Consider the following 17,871-nt stretch of genomic DNA (forward strand, 5'->3'; position numbering starts at 1 on the left):
GAGTGTTCAGTTGTCCTGGACTGGCGAGGACCGTTTGAACTCTTCGATTTCCAAGTCGATCAGCCGTCGAGCCAGTCGAATGATGCGGAATAACTTGACCAGTGCACCGTCACTTAAACGGCCTTCCTCACCCGGTGCCTGCTCAGCACCCAGAGGTTGGCCCAGCAGCAGTTGGCCCAGGCCGGCTGCAAATTCAAATTCGCCCAATGCGCTGGCAGGATCTGGTTGTTCGCTCAGCATCTTCAAAGCGATGGCCATGGCACCGCTTAGTGACTGAAGCAGGATCAGCGTATGTTGAGCTGTTGCAGTGACTTCAACTTCGGTTTCCGGCTGTTTGTACTTGAACCCGATCCCTCCATCGATTACCTGGATATCGCCAGGGCCGTTGACGGATTCGAGGATCTCCACGGCCAGTTGGGCTACCTGGTTGCGCAACTCGCCAGGTTGGTCAATCTGACGCTCGATGTACCAGAGGTCGGTGATGGGGTGCAGTCCGCCGGCTTGTACGGGGATGGCGACCAGGCAGTCCGAGTTGAAATCGGGCAGCGTTTCCCCGCTGAGGGCGGCAACCTTCGCTTTGGTCTCGATCACCCGCTGGCTGAGGTTCGTTGGGGACGCGATATGCCCTGCAATCCGTTCCTGCTCTTGCTCTGGTGTGAGCGAAGCTCCCGGCGCTGGAGCTGCTGGCTGTGGTGGTGTCTGCGGAGGCCGCTGCGAGCGACCAGTACCTTCAGATGGTTGTTGCGATGGCGGAAGAGTAGAGCCTGCCCCAGTACCTGGCGCAGGCGCGGGTGGAGTAGACGTCGAACTGGTGATCGGCAATTCAACCACCGGCGTCGAGCGACGTAGCTTGTCCTGCTGTTGAGTGATTTCCAGCAGAATGTCCTCATAGCCCAACAGCAGCGATTTTTTCATCGTGCCGATGAGCTCGTCCTGGAAACGCTGGAACAGGAACTCTTCCGCCTCGCCTTCGAACTGGGCAAGGACATCCTGGAACAACATTTCGAAATCGACGCCCTCGCTGTTGTAATGCTTATCCCAGCAGGCCAGCGCAGATTTCCTCAGTGACAGTATTTTCTCGATCTGTGGTTTGCCGAGGCCGTTATAAAGTAGTGCCGGCACAGCAGGCAGCAAATGCTGAACAGTATCCAGCATTTTGCTGATATGCGATTGAGAGATCGGGTACCCGTCTTTGGAAAGGCGTCGAGCGAGCTCGCGCTGAGAAATGGCCTCACCGGTTTCGTTTTCATAGAGCTCCTTCGCGCGCCCCACCGCGACAGCGCGCTCGATGAATTTGAGCTCACCCTTCAGATCTTCGGCCAAATGGCCGGTTAGCATCACGATCTCGCCCCGGATCTGATCCCATGGGCGGAACAGAACATTAATCCTCTGAAACCTTTCGTCGCCAGTTTCCTGGAACAGCTCCTTCAGAATTGTGATTCGCGTGTTCCCACCGTTGCGGATCCGGTATTTTTCCTCACCCGGTCTGCGTGTTACAGGCGGAGGGGTGTCGAGGCCACGGTGGCGGATCGACTCCTTGAGTTCATCGTATCGTGGGTTGCGAGTGGTACGAGGGTTATCCTCCCAAGGGAGAACCTGCTCGACAGTCAGCACCAATGGGGTGTCCGCGATAGGGTCACTCATGGCCGCGGTGGTGCCTGTAGGGGTGAAGCCTGGAGCGAGGAGCTTGGCTTTGAGGTCTGTAGCGGCCATCTCAAGCTCCTACCGCAGCAACGTGCGGGTGAGCCAGAGGAGAGTGGCGAACCAGGTGCAGCACTTCCTGAATGTCGTCTTGAGTGGGAACAGCATTTTGCAACAGGCGATCGATGATCCGGTATGCGCGGGTCAGCTCGGATCTCAACTCCTCTGCGTTGGCGCCGTCGCCCTGGGCTTTCTGCGCCGGTTCAAATTGACCGTTGAGTAGCGATTGCTCGAGGCGATCGATGATTTCGCTGTTCATGGAACGATGGTTCTTGCGGGCGACTTCTGCCACTTGTTCACGCATGCCATTCGGCAGGCGAACCACGAACTTGTCAGCGGTACGGGAATTGGTTGCGTTCATGGTGGTTCTCCTTACTGGCGGCGTTTGAGTTGGTCGGTGAGCTGAGTGGGCAGGTTCTTGATCGTCAGCGAGCCGGTGTCGGCGTCGTAGGTGACGTTGGAACCGAGCAGGTGCGCCTCAAAGCTGATCGACAGACCTTCGGCGCGGCCGGTGAAACGGCGGAATTGGTTGAGTGTGCGCTTATCGGCCGGGATCTCAGGGGATAGGCCGTAGTCGCTATTGCGGATGTGGTCGTAAAACGCCTGAGGGCGGTCTTCATCGAGAGTCTGGGACAGCTCTTTAAGAGAGAGGGGCTGCCCCAGCTTCGTTTGGGTGGTGGCATAGTCGAGCAGCGCGTGGGTTTTCTCCCGGGCGCTTTCTTCTGGGAGATCCTCTTTCTCGACGTAGTCGGTGAATGCTTTGAGAAGCGTGCGGGTTTCACCTGGCCCGTCGACGCCTTCTTGGCACCCGATGAAGTCGCGGAAGTAGTCCGAACTCTTCCTGCCGTTTTTGCCTTTAACGAAGGAAATGTACTGCTTCGAGTTTGGGTTGTTGCGCCACTCGCTCAGGTTGATCCGGGCCGCGCAGGAGAAGTTGCTGGTGTCCAGGTAGCGAGAGGCTACAACATTAAGATCACCGTCCAGGCCGACGGTTTCGACCTGCTGGAGGACAGCGATCATCAAGTACTCAGTCAAGCCTTGTTGGTAATGGCTGAAGAGCACGTGGCCCCCGGTGGACAGGTTGACCTCTTCAAGCAGTTTCTGCAGGTGTTCGACAGACACACGGCTGAAGCTGGTGAAGTCTTGCTGCTCCTCCAAGTACTGTTTCAGCCAACCGCTGAATGGGTACGCACCCGACTCCCCATGGAAGAAGCCCCACGCTTTGCCTTGCTTGGCGTTGTAGCTGTCGTTCAGGTCGCCCTGGAGACTCTCGATAGCATCGGACGGAGGGAGCTCAGTGTCACGGGCATGAAGGACGGCGGGGCTGCCGTCGGGCTGCTTGTCGAGCTGGTGAACAATTACGTGTCGGATCGGCATTATTGAATCCCCCGCGAGGAGCTGTTTTGGACTTCCGCACGGCGAAGCAACGCCAGGGTGTTGCGCTCGGAACGGTGGTCGCTAGGTGTGCAGGAAGTGAAAATCGGTGCGAAGCCGGACTTGCTGAACTTCAGGTGGCCGCTATTGGACCTGGAGAGAGTCCAGCCCTCGGAGAGGGCAAACTCAGCAAGCCGGCGGACACTGTCGTGGGCGCCGCGAAGAAGGTTACGCATTGGATCCGGCCTCCTTCGGGCAAAGTGCATCACCTGCTTGGATGGCCACGATTTCCGGGGTGCAGCCCGGATATTGGGTGGCCAGGTCGGTGAGGAACTCACGTGCAGTCTCGCGCGACCCAGGAATCCGGAAGACCACGGTGCAGTGATGAGCCTCGTCCACGGAGCTGGTCAGATGGGGGGTTACTGCAACCTTCAGACCGCAGCTCAGCAGGTGCCTTGGTACCCATACGGACCAGAAGTAATTGGTCAGCAGGGCTGGTTGGCCAAGGAGGGTCGCTGCCAGCGTTCCAGCATCATGGCTTTCCAGCTCGACGTACTGCAGCTGTGCAAGCTCTTGCAGAGCCTCATTCAGCTCAACAGGCACCGTGGTTTCACCGAACTGGGTGAGCCGTGAGACAACCTGGCTGAGAGCATCCAGCCAAACCGCGTTTACGCCAGATTGGTGCGCGAATGCCAAGGCCGATTGGTCGGTGTTTGCGATTGCAGGGATCGAAGGGTAGATCTGCTCAGCCTGCATTGGGCACCTCCGAGAGAGGAACGGGGTCATAGCTGCCGCAGACCGGGCATACCAGAACCTCTGCCTCACCTTCAGGGGTATGCTCAGCAGGATGCACCTGCCGTACCTGATGAAGCGCGAAGTGCCGGCCACAGTTAAGGCAGCCATGCGTAATCAGATGGGATTCTGTGAGCGTCATGCAGCAGCTCCTTGCCAATGGTCAGCAGTGAGGTTTGCGAAGCGAGTTTGGTTGGCGATAAAGGCTGCGCGTACATAGCCCGTAGGCCCTTGGCGTTGTTTGCCGATAATCAGCTCGGCAATCCCCTTGAACTCGGTGTTTTCGTTGTACACCTCGTCTCGGTACACGAAGAGGATGATGTCGGCGTCTTGCTCGATCGCTCCGCTGTCGCGCAGATCGGCGTTGACTGGTCGTTTGTTCTGACGTTGCTCCAGAGCCCGGTTGAGCTGAGAAAGAGCTACGAAGGGGCAGTTGAATTCCTTCGCGATCCCCTTGAGGGAACGAGATATCTCGCTGATCTCATTGGCCCGGTTCTCTTGCCCAGGGCAGCGCATGAGTTGCAGGTAATCCGCCATGATCAAGCAGGGCTTCCCAAAGCGCCGGCTAGCCCGTCGAACCTTGGCGCGCATCGCAGCAGGAGTGAGGTTTGCACTGTCATCGATGACCAGACGGTTGCCGTATGCGTTCATGCGACGCACGGCGGCGGAGAGTTTGGGCCAGTCCTCGTCCTGCAACTGACCGGACAGGAGCCTGCTCAGGTCGATGTGGCCCAAAATTGCCAGCATTCGATAGATGAGGGCCTCGGTAGGCATCTCCATGCTGAATACCAGCACGATCTCGTCAGGCTTACTGGTCAGCGCGGCATCTACGATGCTCAAGCAGAACGAGGTCTTGCCCATGGATGGGCGCGCGCCGACGATGATCAGGTCTGCTGGCTGCAGGCCGCGCGTCATTTCATCGAGATCGGTGATGCCTGTTGGCACCCCCGTTACGGTCACATGACCGTTGAAATTCGCGTCGATCTTGTCGACGACAGAGAGCAGTGCCTCGTTCATGTTGGCGAATTCACGTACAACGCGACCTTCGCCCAGCGCGAACAGCTTCTGCTCGAGCGTGTCCTGAACCTCCGCCGCGTCAGCAGCGAGTTCAGCTGCATCCCGTGTCCCCTGGAAACACAGGGACATGATGCGACGAAGGTGTGCGCGATTACGCACGATCTCCGCATACGATTGGATATTCGCTACAGACGGGGTGTTCTTGGCCAGCTCTGCTAGGTAGGAAAGTCCTCCAACCTCCTCGGGGACGGCCATCTGCTCGAAAATCGTCACTACGTCGAAAGGGCTGTTTTTCTCTGACAGTTCCTGGATAGCGGTGAAGATCAGCCTGTGTTCGCCCCGAAAGAAGTCATCTGCCTGCAGTAGGTCACCGACGAGATCCCAGGCTTCGTTGTCCAGCATCAGCCCGCCCAGGACGCCCTGTTCGGCCTCCATGGAGTGAGGAGGTGAATAGCTCAGGTCGGTCATCTGGCACCCCCGTGGGAAATGCCAGGCTGTTCGGTGCGGCCAACTCCGTGGTGGAGCTGAGCATGCCGGCCTTGCCGAATACCTGCGTACAGCGAGCTACGATCGTGGCCTTTGGCTTCGCTTGGCGTGATGTCGCTTTGCTTCAAGTCAGGGTGATGCACGGTCAAGTAGGCCGTGATCTCAGCCTTGATCTCCGGAGCCAGGTCACCCGCGAACTCTCGAACTTTGTAGGCCACTGCTCCAATCCAACCCTCCGCGAAGAGTTGGCCGCGGCGTCGTTTGGTCTTCAGCTGGCACCGTTTCTGCTGCGAGACATGCTCGCGACGTGCTTTCTGTAACTGCATGACGAGGCTGCTGTAGGCATAGGCAGCCAGATCCGGACCGATACCTTTGCCCAGGAACTTGAAGCAGTAACCCTTCAAAGGGTGGTAGTAGGAGAGGTGGCTGCAGTCAAATGCGGCTGCACACGTTCCGGCGAGGGCATGCAACCAATCCGCTGGGGATCGACGTGTGCCCGTGGGGATGCTTGCTTCAAGGACTTGGCTGGCCCGTAGTTCGTCTGCGTCGATGTTGTACTGGGCCATGAGCGAGCGGGCCTGGCGCAATGCGATTGCTGCCTCGTTCGTGTTTGCCCCTGGGCTGTTGGCCAAGGCCATCAGCTTGGTGACTTTGTCGAGGATCTTCTGCTTGTCCATCAGGAGTCCTCCCCAAGTCGGCGAGGTTGTCCACGCATAGCTGATGCGATCAGCACCAGGAGATTCAGCGTCCCGACCGTGCCGAGCGCATAGGCCGAATAGACCGAACCCTGCAGAGCGATTTCGGCAAGCGGGGCTTTGAAGATTGAACCCAAGCCGTAGGCGGTCGCCAATGCTACGGAGCAGTTCATGAGGTACAGGCACAGTGAGCCCGCGAACTGGGAAATGGGGCCAGAAGTCATCGAGCACCTCCAGACTGCTGGTGGAGGGGATCGGCGCCGATGAATACCTCGGCGGGCACCTCCGCCCATTCCGTACGGAGTGCCTCAAAATTGCCCTCGTTCCAGCAGCGCAGGAACTCCATGGGAGACTCACATGGATGTTCTAGGGCATACGCGATCGCGGCCACAGCGGCATCGGGAAGGCTCAGCTCAAGCGCCAAACTCCCATCGTCGGTCACTGCGAAATTGCCAGTGTTGAGCTGGAATGACATTCCATTCAGCTCCACTTTTACAGGTGCCCAGGTGGGGACTTGGTGCTCCTGACGGATCGTAGTCAAACGATCTTGAAGCATGCCCAACGTGAGTGTTTTGGGGAGTTGTCCCTTCATGAGGCATCCCCTTGTCCAGCACTTGGGAGCAGGGCCTCTTGCCACAGGCGCAGGGTCTCGCGTTCGTCTGCCGTCAAGGCAGCCAGGCCTACAGCTTCGGCCACTTTCTCCTGCATGAGCCGCAGACGTTCCTCAACCGACGAACCATCGTCATAAGCAAGGTGGCTGGTCAGATCGCTGATCATGAAGTAGCGGAGTGATCTGACATTCCCGGCTCGGTGTTGCTCCACTGAATGCCCATAGAGCCGAGCAGGTGTCTTCAGCTCGTTTCTGATGTAAACGTTGAATTCAGAAGGGTTGTAGGAGGTGTTGAACTGCCGTGCACGATTCAGGATGAGTGCGGCTTTGATCGTCTCCAGCAGTTCTTCGTGAGTCTCGGTAGGCAAGGGGAACGTACGGGCTACCAGCTGTTTCGACTGAGCATCACGCGCATCTTGCCGGCGTTTCGTTTCTTTCTCGGAACGAACGCGCTTTTCCTTCGCATGGGTCACGTTGTGACCGATCGAATCAACGAGTTGTGCGGCACTACGCAGTAGCTCGCGTTGTTTAATGCTCAGAAGGTCACCGAGCGAACCGAGGAAGCCGGCACCCATCTTCCAACCGTTGGCTAGCTTGTGCAGGTCTCCAGACGCGGATGTCAGCTTTTTCTGGATGCCGCGTAACTCATTTGAGCTGTAGAGTTTCCCAATCCTGAGGACCTCATCGGCCGTGATCCCGGCAGCCTCGGTAATCGCGTGCTTACTCATCGCGGCGGGCCTTCTTGGCGATCTGGGCAACACGCTCTTCGGTCATTGCCTCGAAGCGGTCTTTCCATTCTGGGAACGCCTCGATAGCCAGGCTGCGGATGACGTTCAGCGCCGACGGCGACTTACGGTTCGACGGTTGACGATATTCAAGCCGATGCGCCGGCACGCCTTGGCTCGCGGCTTTCTTGAAGATGACGGCATCTGGAATGATCGATTGCAGGACGGTGTAGTCAGGGTTCCCGTCGAAAATTTCACGGACGGTGCGGTGGATCTCGCGCGCGTCAGCAGTTTCATCCAGGCCGTTGATGATGATGTTGATGTGGGGAATGGTGAGGCCGAGGCGTGCGTAACTGCGCAGCCCATCCATCATATGGATGGTCCCACGGCTGAATTCGCGCGCGGCCAACATGTTTGGGGGGAGGGGGGAGAGGATGATGTCGGATGCAAGAACGACCATCTCCAGCATCGCAGAGCGGGCGCCCTGGGTGTCAAAGAGGATGAGGTCGTAATCGGCATCGAAAGCCGACATCAGGTTGGCTAGTCGCAGTCTGCCATCAGGCGCCTGCAGTATGAGGTTGTTGAGCTGGTTGTTGGCGTCGTTCGAGATGATGACGTCGAGATTCTTGATCGACGTGTGGGAGATGATCTTGGCCGGGTCGGTTTCGTTGTACGACAGCAGTTCGAAAATGCCGCCCGGGGCGGTGTACTCCAGGGGGAAATAGGAGGATGCGGAAGGCTGGACGGGGTCCAGATCGATGAGGAGGGTGCGCAGCCCAGCGTCTGCAGTGAATGCCCCCAGATTGGTGGACCCGGTGGATTTACCGGTGCCGCCTTTGGTGGAAACCTTACCTGCTCGTCTTGCTTTCTTCGGATGTGTCATTGCCATGCCTCTAATGTGGATTTCATTAGAGGCTGCGTGCCTAGGCGCTGGAATGGTGCTTAAAACCCCTCCCTAGATGGAAATTTCGGCCTAGACCCCAATTGTCTTTTAACCAATTGGTCGTAGGTTCGAATCCTACACGACCCACCATTTCGAAAAACCCGCTTTCCATGAGAAAGCGGGTTTTTTTTTCGTCTGTTGAATTTCCCTCCCTGTTCAGCAATTGAACCGTGACCTGCGGGTTGACCTGGAGATTGCGTTCGCGCCAGCTCGGCTGGGTGCGAGCTGGCGCGGGAGGGGAGCACCGGTCTACGGGTTGCCTGCCGAGAGTGTCTGCAGGCCCTGGCTTCGGGCCTGCTCGAGCAGTTCTTCGGTGTCTGCCCCGCCGGGCAGCGCGAGCACGATGTCCGGTCGGCTATCGGTCAGCATGAAGCGGTTGCGCAGGCGTTCGGCCTGTTTGCCGTGGTGCTGCCAGTTGGGTGGGTAGCGCACGATGTGGGCTGCGTTTTCCCGGGCCCAGTCCTCGATATGTGCACCGAGGAACTGACTACCACCGTGGATGACCACCTGCACCGGGTGCAGGCGCTGGAAAGCTTCCAGAACCTGCCGGCACACCCGGCTGTCGGCGTAATGGCGGCCGGCGCAAATCAGTACGCGCATAGGCGTTCTCCCTGAGCCACGTTCTTCAGAACCACTGCTTGAAGCGGCGGATGTACAAGGTCTTCATGGTCTGGGCGACCACGCAGTAGCTGAGCAGTGTGCCCACCAGCCAAGGGAAGTATTCCCACGGCAGCGGAACCAGGCCGACCATGCTGCCCAGCGGCGAGAAGGGCACGTAGATTCCCAGCGCCATCACCAGCCCCGTCGCCAGCATTACCGGCAAGGCTGCAGTGCTCTGGATGAACGGGATCTTGCGGGTGCGCAGCATGTGCACCACCAGGGTCTGGGACAGCAGCCCTTCGATGAACCAGCCCGACTGGAACAGGCTGGCCATTTCCACGCTGTTGGCGGCGAACACGTACCACATCATCGCGAAGGTGGTGATGTCGAAAATGGATGAGGTTGGCCCTATCCACAGCATGAACCGCCCGATGTTCCGGGCATCCCATTTGCGTGGCTTGGCCAGGTACTCCTTGTCCATCTTGTCCCATGGCAGCGCCAGCTGGGAGAAGTCGTACATCAGGTTCTGCAGCAACAGGTGAATCGCCAGCATCGGCAGGAAGGGGATGAAGGCACTGGCGACCAGCACCGAGAACACGTTGCCGAAGTTGGAGCTGGCGGTCATGTTCAGGTACTTCATGATGTTGCCGAAGGTCTCGCGACCCTTGATGACCCCTTCCTCCAGTACCATCAGGCTCTTTTCCAGCAGGATGATGTCTGCCGACACCTTGGCAATGTCGGTGCCGCTGTCCACCGAGATGCCGACGTCGGCGTCGCGCAGGGCAGGAGCGTCGTTGATCCCGTCACCCAGAAAACCGACGGTGTGGCCGTTGGCTTGAAGGGCCTTGAGTACGCGGGACTTCTGCAGTGGCGTGAGCTTGGCGAACACCGTGCGCTCTTCCACCCGGCGCGCGAGCACCTCATCGTCCATGTGCTCGATGTCGCGGCCCAGTAGCGGCTCGCCTGCCTCCAGGCCCACTTCCCGGCAGATCTTGGCGGTAACGGTGGGGTTGTCGCCGGTGAGTACCTTGACCGTCACGCCGTTGTCGCGCAGTGCGGCGATGGCCGGGCCGGCGCTTTCCTTGGGCGGGTCGAGGAAGGTCAGCAAGCCTTCGATGATCAGCTCGCGCTCATCGCTGGCGCTGTACTGGGTCTGCGTCTCGCCTGCGGCTATTTGGCGGGTACCCACCAGTAGCACGCGAAAGCCGTCGCGGTTATAGGCCTCGGCGAGTTTGAGCAGGGCCGAACGGCGCTCGGCATCCAGGCTTACGGCAGTGCCCTGCTGGCGGACCCGGCTGGCGGTCTCCAGCATCTCTTCCACGGCGCCCTTGCACACCAGCAGGTGACCACCACTGGCATCGGCCAGGATCACCGACAGACGCCGACGTACGAAGTCGAAGGGCAGTTCGTCGACCTTGCGCCAGGCTGCCGGAGGGGTGAACTGCGGATTGTCCTCGGCGAAACTGACCACGGCGCGGTCCATGAGGTTTTTCATGCCGCTCTGGTGGTGGCTGTTGAGCCAGGCCAGTTGCAGCACCTCGTCGCAGCGGTTGCCGCCGACATCGACATGGTGTTCGAGGATGATGCGGTCCTGGGTCAGGGTGCCGGTCTTGTCGGTGCACAGTACGTCCATGGCGCCGAAGTTCTGGATCGCGTTCAGGCGCTTGACCACTACCTTGCGCCTGGCCATGGCGGCCGCGCCCTTGGCCAGGTTGGCGCTGACGATCATCGGCAGCATTTCCGGGGTCAGGCCAACCGCTACCGCCAGGGCGAACATGAAGGCTTCGGCCCAGTCCCCCTTGGTGAAGCCGTTGATCAGCAGCACGATGGGCACCATCACCAGCATGAAGCGGATCAGCAGCCAGCTCACGCTGTTGACCCCGCGGTCGAAGGCGGTCTGCGCGCGGGAGCCGACGATGGAGCGGGCCAGTGAGCCGAAATAGGTACGAGCCCCGGTGGCGACCACCACGGCCGTGGCGGTCCCGCTGACCACGTTGGTGCCCATGAAGCAGATGTTGGGAAGGTCCAGCAGGTCCTGTTGGTCGGCGGCCTGGGCCTTGGCGGATTTTTCCTGCACCGCACCCAGGGTGTCGTACTTTTCCACTGGCAAGGCTTCGCCGGTCAGTACCGCCTGGCTGATGAACAGGTCGCGGGACTCGATCAGGCGAATGTCTGCGGGGATCATGTCGCCGGCAGACAGCTGGATGATGTCGCCCACCACCAGTTCGCGCATGGGTAGTTCTCGAACCCGCGCCTGGGCCCCTAGCTGCTCGCGCCGCAGCACGGCTGCGGTGGTGCGCACCATCGCCTTCAGGGCTTCGGCGGCCTTGGCCGATCGGTGTTCCTGCCAGAAACGCATCACGCCGCTCGCCAACACCATCACCAGCACGATGATCACGCCGGTCAGGTCGGTTTCTTCGCCGGCCTGCAGCGGCAGCCAGAAGTCGGTGAAGAAACTGATACCCGTCAAGGTCATCAGCACATAGATGAAGGGGTTGTTGAAAGCGTGCAGCAACTGCACCAGTGCATGGGGCGGACGGTCATGGGCGACTTCGTTGTGGCCGTCCCGTTGCAGGCGGCCCTGGGCTTCTTCTTCGGTGAGCCCGGCGGGGCTGGAGTTGACGTTGGCCAGGGTAACGGCCAGGCCGTTCTGGGCCTCGCGCGCGGCGCGCATCGACAGCTTGTTGCTGTCACGGGTGGGGTGGGTGTGGCGGGGTGTTGGGTTTTTTACAGTCATGGTCTGTGCTCCTGCCGCCTGCTCGCGGCACGACACACCGACAACTCAACTAATCATAGGCGAGTGAAAGTATGTCGAGTCGCGGGCAGGCGATCGATTCGAAGAGTGGGATCTTTAGCGGTGACGTTCGCTGCCTGTTGAATGAACGTGCACAGGCAGCGAACCGACTACTGGCCTCTTCCATAATGTGCTCCACAGATTTTTATTAATGCGAAGGCAATAAAGTGCCGGCGAATTTTCCAACTAGGAAATTCGTTTTTTAATAAGCGCAAAGTTGCCGTTTATTCAAGGGGAAGTACGCACCCCGAATGCATGCAAACCTGGATCAGGCGTGCTGCAGAAACAGGGCGGCGCCCCGACTCGGTGGGTCCTGACTGTCGTCCAGGCTCCAGCGCTGCTGGCGTTGGCCGCTTGTGGAGCAGATGCGCCAACGGGCCCGCAAGGCGCTGCTGGCAGGGGAGTCGCAGGGGAGGCTTGACGCACGCACGGGCAGCCTGGGCGCGCGCAGAAGCCTGGCCCGCAGGGCTGAAGTGAAGGCGCGTACGCCCGGTATTGCAGAAGAAGTGAAATACATAACGTGTGCCTCGCGACCGGACGAACCGGGGAGGCAAGCCACGTTGGAGCATCAAGCCCTAGCGCAGCTTACCCGACCGCGGAGTCGAGTCCCGTCATTTTCAGGGTTAAGTGCCTGGCGTTGCGCAGCGGCAATGACCAGACAGCGTCTAGATACTATGTCCATTGGCTTCTTTGGTGAGTTGAAAAAAGGCCGGATTTCCGGCCCGCGCAATTTACTCAGGAGGGGGAGCGAAGTCAACAGCAATCAGGCGTGAAAATTGAAACGTTAATAAAATTTCACACAAAGCAGTCAGCGGCAGAGGAGAGTCTGCCTGTGCCAAGGAATAATGCGAAGTGGGCAGAGTTTCACCGGTGGAAGAGTACTGTTTTTTGAAACAGCAATTAATGTCTGTTTTGCTATAGCGATTCTGTATATGGCATTTTTTTATAATTGCTATGGTACTTGGCATGGATTCAAAACCAGCCAGGGAGTGGGGCTATGTCTAAAACTATTGTCGTCGTGGGGGGAGGTGTAGGCGGCACGATGCTCGCCAATCAATTGGTCAGACAACTATACCCGGAAATACTCAAGCATCAGGTCACGGTCAAACTGCTGTCGAATTCGCCGGATCATTATTACAAACCTGCCTTCATGTACGTTGCCTTCAACAGCTATTTCCAGGAAGACCTGAAACGGCCCGAGCGTTCGCTGTTGCGACCTGAAATCGACTTCCAGGTGGAGGAGGTCACCCGCTTCGACTTCCCCGGACAAACCCTGCACACCCGCTCTGGAAGGCGCGTGGGCTATGACTTTCTGGTGATCGCGACGGGCTGCGTACCCGCTCCCGAGCGCATCGAGGGGCTGCAGGAGGCGGGGGATCATTTCTATCAATACAAGGCGGCGCGACAATTGGCGCAACGTCTGATGACGATTGAAAAAGGGCGCATCTTCATATCCGTTTCTTTCCCACAGACGCCCAATGTTCCGCACCAGTGCGGTATTGCGCCGGTGGAAACTACCTTGATGCTGGATGACTTGCTGCGCCGTCGCGGTGTTCGCAATAACGTTGAAATTGTTTATACCTATCCGACCACTGCGCAATTGCTCAGAAACTGTCTGTTCATGCAGCGGCCAACCGGAGAACTATTGCCCACCCTTTTTGAACAGAAGAACATCAGGTTTCAGCGTGGCTTCACCCTGGACCGCGTGGACCCGGATCAACGTATTGCCTATTCGGCCGAAGGCCAGGCGCAGCCGTTCGACATCCTGATGGCGACCCCACCCATTCGTGCAGTGGACGCGGTGATACAGAGCGGTGCGTCCCAGGCCCCCAACAACGAGGGCTGGCTGCCGACCAACCACGAGACCCTGCAGGTCTACGGCCTGGAGAACGTCTACGTGATCGGCGACACCAGGACCTACCCATCAGCAAGGCGGGCGGTGCCTGCCATAACCAGGCACCGGTGGTGGCCAACAACATCGCCGGCGAGATCCGCCTGGGCACCCCCTGCGCCGTCTACGACGGGAAGGTCCAGGCCGTTGCGCAGATGGGCCTCAACGCCGGCATGCCACTGACCTACAACTACCAGCAGGATGTGGTGCCCACCCCACCGACCAAGCTGGGCGGCCTGTTGCGCAATGGATTCAACCGGGGCCTCTACTGGGCGGTTGCCCGTGGAATGATCTGAGTCGAGCGGTGCAGGAGTACGTCGATATGGAAACCTTCGAACCTACCGTGGAACACCTTGCTCACCCGGGCGTTGACGCCCTGATGAAAAAACTCGAACCGCTGCTGGTCAGTGGTCGCATGGACAACATCATCGACTTGCTGTCGCTGGGGTCCGACCTGGTCGACCTGCTCGACACCGCGATGGTGGACAAGCTGGCCCATGGGTTCGAGGACGTGACAGCCCTGACCTGGACCGTGGGCAACGCGCTGCGCATGGCGCAGGCGCAGAGCAGCGATACCCAGCCACCAAGCCTGCTGGGCCTGGTGCAACTGCTGCGCGAGCCGCAAACGCGACGTGGTATCGCGCTGATGTTGAGGGTGTTGAACAATCTTGGACGGCAATATTGATCGCATGGAGCGAGAGGAACGTGGCAATGCTTGTAAAACAGCAACAGGGTCTGCGCGGGAGTACGACCTGGGACCCGCAAGGCTATCAACAGTTTTCGCGTTTGAGGGAGCGTCCGGTGATCGAGTTGCTCGATCACCTGCCCTTGCAGGCACCAGCGTCCATCTATGATCTGGGCTGTGGTACCGGAATCGCCACCCGGCTGCTGGCCGAACGCTGGCCAGAGGCACAGTTGTTCGGCGTAGACAGCTCGGCAGAAATGCTCGCCGAGGCCCGAGCCCTGCCGGTCAATGCCCAATGGCTGAACAGCGACATAGGTCAGTGGGAGCCCAAGCAGCCGGCAAGCCTGCTGTTCGCCGCTGCCGTGCTCCATTTCATGGAGGACCACGAAAACCTGCTGCCGCGGCTGCTCGGCAATCTGCACGCTGGCGGCTACCTGGCGCTGCACATGCCCAACTGGCGGGATGCACCCTGGTACCACCTGATGCTCAGGGCCCTGAGCGAATGCGGGCCTGCGGGCCGGGTGATCGGTACGCTGGAGCTGCGCAAGTTCATGTCGGCGCGCAATGTCCTGTCCCTGGACTGCTACTACCGGTTGCTGGCGCCGCTTACCAGCAAGCTGGATATCTGGGAAACCGAGCATCTGCAGGTGGTCGAAGGCCAGTCGCCGGTGTTCGACTGGGTCAAGGTTTCGGCACTGCGCCCGGTGCTCAGCTCCCTGGATGACGAGGACCGCGATGCGTTTCTGCGCAAGTACCTCAGGCTTCTGGAAGCGCACTACCCGCGTGAGGACGACGGGCGCACGCTGTTCCCGTTCAAGCGCACCTTCATCGTGGCCTCGGTCTGAGATTGCCCTTGGGCGGTCACTCTCGACAGCCCTGCAAGCCGCGACTGGTCTCTCCCTCAGAATGAGGGGGGGCAGCGCGTGCAGGGCTTCTGGAGGGGGGGCGTTTTCGTTTTCTGTTCGCTTATTTTTGTTTGGGTTCGGGTCTGGCGACTGTCGGAGTGTCGGGCAGGAATGGTATGTTCTCCTCCAGAATGAAGATGAAGAAACTGGAATGATCATGCCTAGAGCCTCCCACCAAGATTTGCGCCGTGCCTTTCGTAAACTCCTGGCCTCCCCGGTCTGCTATCACACGGCTTCCGTGTTCGACCCGATGTCTGCGCGAATCGCCGCCGACCTCGGCTTCGAAGTCGGCATCCTGGGCGGCTCGGTGGCTTCGTTACAGGTGCTGGCGGCTCCGGACTTTGCCCTGATCACCTTGAGTGAATTTGCCGAGCAGGCCACGCGCATCGGGCGTGTCGCACAGCTGCCGGTGATCGCCGACGCCGACCACGGCTACGGCAACGCGCTGAACGTGATGCGCACCGTCACCGAGCTCGAGCGCGCCGGCGTGGCTGCGCTGACCATCGAAGACACCCTGCTGCCTGCCCAGTTCGGGCGCAAGTCCACCGACCTGATCAGCATCGATGAAGGCGTGGGCAAGATCCGCGCTGCCCTGGAGGCTCGCGTCGACCAGGAGCTGTCGATCATCGCGCGCACCAATGCCGCGCTGATCCCGGTCGAAGAAGTCATTGCCCGCGTGGTCGCGTACCAGAATGCTGGCGCCGACGGCGTGTGCATGGTCGGCATCCGCGATTTCGATCATCTCGAAGAGATTGCCCGCCACGTCAGCGTGCCGCTGATGCTGGTGACCTACGGCAACCCGCAGCTGCACGACGACACGCGTCTGGCCGAGCTGGGCGTGCGTATCGCCGTGGATGGCCATGGCGCCTACTTCGCCGCGATCAAGGCCACCTACGACTGCCTGCGCGAGCAGCGCCGCATCACCAGCAGCGCCTCGGACCTCAGTGCCACCGAACTCACCCATACCTACACCGTACCCGGCGACTACATCGTCTGGGCGCGGGAGTTCATGGACGTCAACGAGTAACATCGCTTCACCTAAATATGGATAGCAAACGGATCAATTCATGAAGAAAACACTGGGAGTGGTGTGCGGGCTTGCCGTCGCCGTAGCGGCCGTATGCACGGCCGGGGCGTGGTATACGGGCAAGCAGTTGCCTGGCGTGCTGGAGCACGCTACCGCACAGTCCAATCTGCAGATGCAAAAGTCGTTCAAGGGCCTGGGTGCCACGGCGCGGCTTGAGCTGGTATCGCTGGAGCAACACCTGTTCAGCAGTGTCGCGCGTTACAGGTTCACCGTGCAGAACCTGGAGCTGGGCGATGAGCCGAGCAACCTGGAACTGACCCTGGTCGATCGCATCGAGCACGGGCCGTTTCCCTGGCAGCGGGTCAAGGCATTCAAGCTGATGCCGGTGATGGCGGCATCCAGCACCTCGATCGAGAAGGATGCCACCACAGCCGAGTGGTATGCGGCCAGCGGTGATGTCTCGCCGGTGCAGGGCGAGTTCAGCCTGGGCTATGACCAGTCGTATGACGGCACGTTGAGGCTGATGCCGCTGGACATCGCCAAGGACGGTTCGTCGGTGAAGTTCTCCGGCTTCGACCTGGGCATGAGCGGCGACTTCGAAGGCAAGCGCCTCAAGCTCGACGGCAGCATGGGCACCTTGCAGGTGTCGATGGTCGATAGCGAGACGCCGCCGCTCAAGTTCGACCTCAAGGGCCTGAAACTGGTTGCAGACCTCACCCTGACGCCCTACGACTTCTATGAAGGCCAGGCCGACGTGACCCTGGACGACAGCGCCTTCACCTTTGGCGATCGCCAGGTACCGCTGACTGTCAAGGGTGTGGAGCAACGCAACACCTACAAGGTCAACGGCGACAAGGTCGATGCCAGGGCCGCCTACAAGGTCGACGCCATCACCTATGACGGCAAGGCCGTGGGCGGTGGGCAACTGGTGGTGGCGGTCAACCGCTTCGATATCCCTGCGCTGCAGGCGATCATGGCGATCTATGAAAAGCACATGCCCCAGTTGCAGGAGACGGCCGCTGCCGGCCAACCGCCCGAGCTGGAGCTGAATGCCGAAGAGCAGGCGCTGATGCAGGTGCAGATGATGCAGTTGCTGGCGGGCAAGCCTCAGGTGGCCGTGGAGGACCTTTCCTTCAAGACCGCCAACGGTGAAAGTCGCTTCAACCTCACCCTGGACCTGGCCAAGCCGACGTCGGCCGACCTGCCTTCCGATCAGCTGGTGCGCCAGATGATCGAGAAACTGCAGAGCAGCTTGTCGCTGTCCAAGCCGATGATCGGTGACCTGGCAGCCTTGCAGGCCAGCCTGGAAGGGCAGGACGAGGCGCAGGTCAAGCAGGCCGCAATGGCCGGCGAGATGGTCGGGCAGATGGCCTTGTATTCCAAGCTGGCCACGCTCAAGGGCAATGACATCATTGCCAACCTGCACTATGCCGATGGCCAGGTGGCCTTCAACGGGCAGAAGATGACCGTTGAAGAGTTCGCCGCGCTGGTGATGTCCAGCCTCGGCGGCCTGCAACCGGCAGGCAACTGACCGCTGGGCTGGCGGGCTTGCCCCGCCAGCCTGGTTTGGCAAAAAACCCTTTAGAATTCATTCGATTATCTGTAGCCTTCGGCAACCCATAAAAC

The 17,871-nt window shown here is 59.7% G+C and carries 16 protein-coding genes and 1 pseudogene; 5 read left to right on the forward strand and 12 right to left on the reverse strand.

What is annotated here, in order from left to right:
* Window positions 1-6: 6 nt before the first annotated feature.
* From KH389_RS07315 to mgtA, 12 genes are all read right to left on the reverse strand, one after another.
* Complete coding sequence (locus tag KH389_RS07315; protein ID WP_213607168.1) at window positions 7-1,713, reverse strand: ParB family protein; 1,707 nt, start codon at window positions 1,711-1,713, stop codon at window positions 7-9.
* Window position 1,714: 1 nt separating this feature from the next.
* Window positions 1,715-2,062: an Arc family DNA-binding protein gene (locus KH389_RS07320; RefSeq protein ID WP_023628770.1), complete on the reverse strand. Its 348-nt coding sequence runs from the start codon at window positions 2,060-2,062 to the stop codon at window positions 1,715-1,717.
* 11 nt (window positions 2,063-2,073) lie between these two features.
* Window positions 2,074-3,078, reverse strand: coding sequence for a nucleoid-associated protein YejK (yejK, locus tag KH389_RS07325; protein ID WP_213607169.1), 1,005 nt, complete (start codon window positions 3,076-3,078; stop codon window positions 2,074-2,076).
* 225 nt (window positions 3,079-3,303) lie between these two features.
* Entirely contained in the window at window positions 3,304-3,831 is a 528-nt protein-coding gene (locus tag KH389_RS07330) for a hypothetical protein (protein WP_028692975.1), read from the reverse strand.
* 174 nt (window positions 3,832-4,005) lie between these two features.
* Window positions 4,006-5,352 (reverse strand): replicative DNA helicase, encoded by a 1,347-nt coding sequence (gene dnaB, locus KH389_RS07335; RefSeq protein ID WP_213607170.1) that lies wholly within the window; start codon window positions 5,350-5,352, stop codon window positions 4,006-4,008.
* Window positions 5,349-6,047, reverse strand: a complete 699-nt coding sequence (locus KH389_RS07340; RefSeq protein WP_213607171.1) for a DUF2786 domain-containing protein — start codon at window positions 6,045-6,047, stop codon at window positions 5,349-5,351. Before KH389_RS07340 ends, dnaB begins: the two co-directional genes overlap by 4 nt.
* The gene (locus KH389_RS07345) at window positions 6,047-6,289 is read right to left on the reverse strand and encodes a hypothetical protein (protein ID WP_213607172.1); all 243 of its coding nucleotides are present in this window, start codon (window positions 6,287-6,289) and stop codon (window positions 6,047-6,049) included. The genes KH389_RS07340 and KH389_RS07345 overlap by 1 nt, the downstream gene beginning before the upstream one ends.
* A complete protein-coding gene (locus tag KH389_RS07350) occupies window positions 6,286-6,657 on the reverse strand; it encodes a hypothetical protein (protein ID WP_028700200.1) in 372 nt (123 codons plus the stop codon). Before KH389_RS07350 ends, KH389_RS07345 begins: the two co-directional genes overlap by 4 nt.
* Complete coding sequence (locus tag KH389_RS07355; RefSeq protein ID WP_213607173.1) at window positions 6,654-7,403, reverse strand: hypothetical protein; 750 nt, start codon at window positions 7,401-7,403, stop codon at window positions 6,654-6,656. The genes KH389_RS07350 and KH389_RS07355 overlap by 4 nt, the downstream gene beginning before the upstream one ends.
* Entirely contained in the window at window positions 7,396-8,283 is an 888-nt protein-coding gene (locus KH389_RS07360) for a ParA family protein (protein WP_213607174.1), read from the reverse strand. Before KH389_RS07360 ends, KH389_RS07355 begins: the two co-directional genes overlap by 8 nt.
* Before the next feature lie 309 nt (window positions 8,284-8,592).
* Window positions 8,593-8,943: a DUF2493 domain-containing protein gene (locus tag KH389_RS07365; RefSeq protein ID WP_213607175.1), complete on the reverse strand. Its 351-nt coding sequence runs from the start codon at window positions 8,941-8,943 to the stop codon at window positions 8,593-8,595.
* A gap of 25 nt (window positions 8,944-8,968) precedes the next feature.
* Window positions 8,969-11,680, reverse strand: coding sequence for a magnesium-translocating P-type ATPase (gene mgtA, locus KH389_RS07370; RefSeq protein WP_213607176.1), 2,712 nt, complete (start codon window positions 11,678-11,680; stop codon window positions 8,969-8,971).
* A gap of 1,054 nt (window positions 11,681-12,734) precedes the next feature.
* Between mgtA and KH389_RS07375 the strand changes: the two are divergent.
* The 5 genes and pseudogenes from KH389_RS07375 to KH389_RS07395 all read left to right on the forward strand — a co-directional run bounded on the left by KH389_RS07375 (window position 12,735) and on the right by KH389_RS07395 (window position 17,776).
* Window positions 12,735-13,924 (forward strand): annotated as a pseudogene (locus KH389_RS07375) (NAD(P)/FAD-dependent oxidoreductase).
* Window positions 13,925-13,950: 26 nt separating this feature from the next.
* On the forward strand, window positions 13,951-14,313 hold the full coding sequence (locus KH389_RS07380) for a helical membrane plugin domain-containing protein (RefSeq protein WP_058541513.1): 363 nt from the start codon (window positions 13,951-13,953) through the stop codon (window positions 14,311-14,313).
* 26 nt (window positions 14,314-14,339) lie between these two features.
* Window positions 14,340-15,158 (forward strand): methyltransferase domain-containing protein, encoded by an 819-nt coding sequence (locus KH389_RS07385; protein ID WP_213607177.1) that lies wholly within the window; start codon window positions 14,340-14,342, stop codon window positions 15,156-15,158.
* A gap of 217 nt (window positions 15,159-15,375) precedes the next feature.
* On the forward strand, window positions 15,376-16,245 hold the full coding sequence (locus KH389_RS07390) for an isocitrate lyase/PEP mutase family protein (RefSeq protein WP_043864299.1): 870 nt from the start codon (window positions 15,376-15,378) through the stop codon (window positions 16,243-16,245).
* 40 nt (window positions 16,246-16,285) lie between these two features.
* Complete coding sequence (locus KH389_RS07395; RefSeq protein ID WP_058541515.1) at window positions 16,286-17,776, forward strand: YdgA family protein; 1,491 nt, start codon at window positions 16,286-16,288, stop codon at window positions 17,774-17,776.
* Window positions 17,777-17,871 lie beyond the last annotated feature (95 nt).

The sequence above is a fragment of the Pseudomonas qingdaonensis genome, from assembly GCF_018398475.1.
Lineage (GTDB): Bacteria > Pseudomonadota > Gammaproteobacteria > Pseudomonadales > Pseudomonadaceae > Aquipseudomonas > Aquipseudomonas palmensis.

What these genes read in the sequence shown, in the direction of transcription:
- KH389_RS07315 (WP_213607168.1), bottom strand. Translation starts at nt 1,713, where the DNA reads ATGGCCGCTACAGACCTCAAAGCCAAGCTCCTCGCTCCAGGCTTCACC.
- KH389_RS07320 (WP_023628770.1), bottom strand. Translation starts at nt 2,062, where the DNA reads ATGAACGCAACCAATTCCCGTACCGCTGACAAGTTCGTGGTTCGCCTG.
- yejK (WP_213607169.1), bottom strand. Translation starts at nt 3,078, where the DNA reads ATGCCGATCCGACACGTAATTGTTCACCAGCTCGACAAGCAGCCCGAC.
- KH389_RS07330 (WP_028692975.1), bottom strand. Translation starts at nt 3,831, where the DNA reads ATGCAGGCTGAGCAGATCTACCCTTCGATCCCTGCAATCGCAAACACC.
- dnaB (WP_213607170.1), bottom strand. Translation starts at nt 5,352, where the DNA reads ATGACCGACCTGAGCTATTCACCTCCTCACTCCATGGAGGCCGAACAG.
- KH389_RS07340 (WP_213607171.1), bottom strand. Translation starts at nt 6,047, where the DNA reads ATGGACAAGCAGAAGATCCTCGACAAAGTCACCAAGCTGATGGCCTTG.
- KH389_RS07345 (WP_213607172.1), bottom strand. Translation starts at nt 6,289, where the DNA reads ATGACTTCTGGCCCCATTTCCCAGTTCGCGGGCTCACTGTGCCTGTAC.
- KH389_RS07350 (WP_028700200.1), bottom strand. Translation starts at nt 6,657, where the DNA reads ATGAAGGGACAACTCCCCAAAACACTCACGTTGGGCATGCTTCAAGAT.
- KH389_RS07355 (WP_213607173.1), bottom strand. Translation starts at nt 7,403, where the DNA reads ATGAGTAAGCACGCGATTACCGAGGCTGCCGGGATCACGGCCGATGAG.
- KH389_RS07360 (WP_213607174.1), bottom strand. Translation starts at nt 8,283, where the DNA reads ATGACACATCCGAAGAAAGCAAGACGAGCAGGTAAGGTTTCCACCAAA.
- KH389_RS07365 (WP_213607175.1), bottom strand. Translation starts at nt 8,943, where the DNA reads ATGCGCGTACTGATTTGCGCCGGCCGCCATTACGCCGACAGCCGGGTG.
- mgtA (WP_213607176.1), bottom strand. Translation starts at nt 11,680, where the DNA reads ATGACTGTAAAAAACCCAACACCCCGCCACACCCACCCCACCCGTGAC.
- KH389_RS07380 (WP_058541513.1), top strand. Translation starts at nt 13,951, where the DNA reads ATGGAAACCTTCGAACCTACCGTGGAACACCTTGCTCACCCGGGCGTT.
- KH389_RS07385 (WP_213607177.1), top strand. Translation starts at nt 14,340, where the DNA reads ATGCTTGTAAAACAGCAACAGGGTCTGCGCGGGAGTACGACCTGGGAC.
- KH389_RS07390 (WP_043864299.1), top strand. Translation starts at nt 15,376, where the DNA reads ATGCCTAGAGCCTCCCACCAAGATTTGCGCCGTGCCTTTCGTAAACTC.
- KH389_RS07395 (WP_058541515.1), top strand. Translation starts at nt 16,286, where the DNA reads ATGAAGAAAACACTGGGAGTGGTGTGCGGGCTTGCCGTCGCCGTAGCG.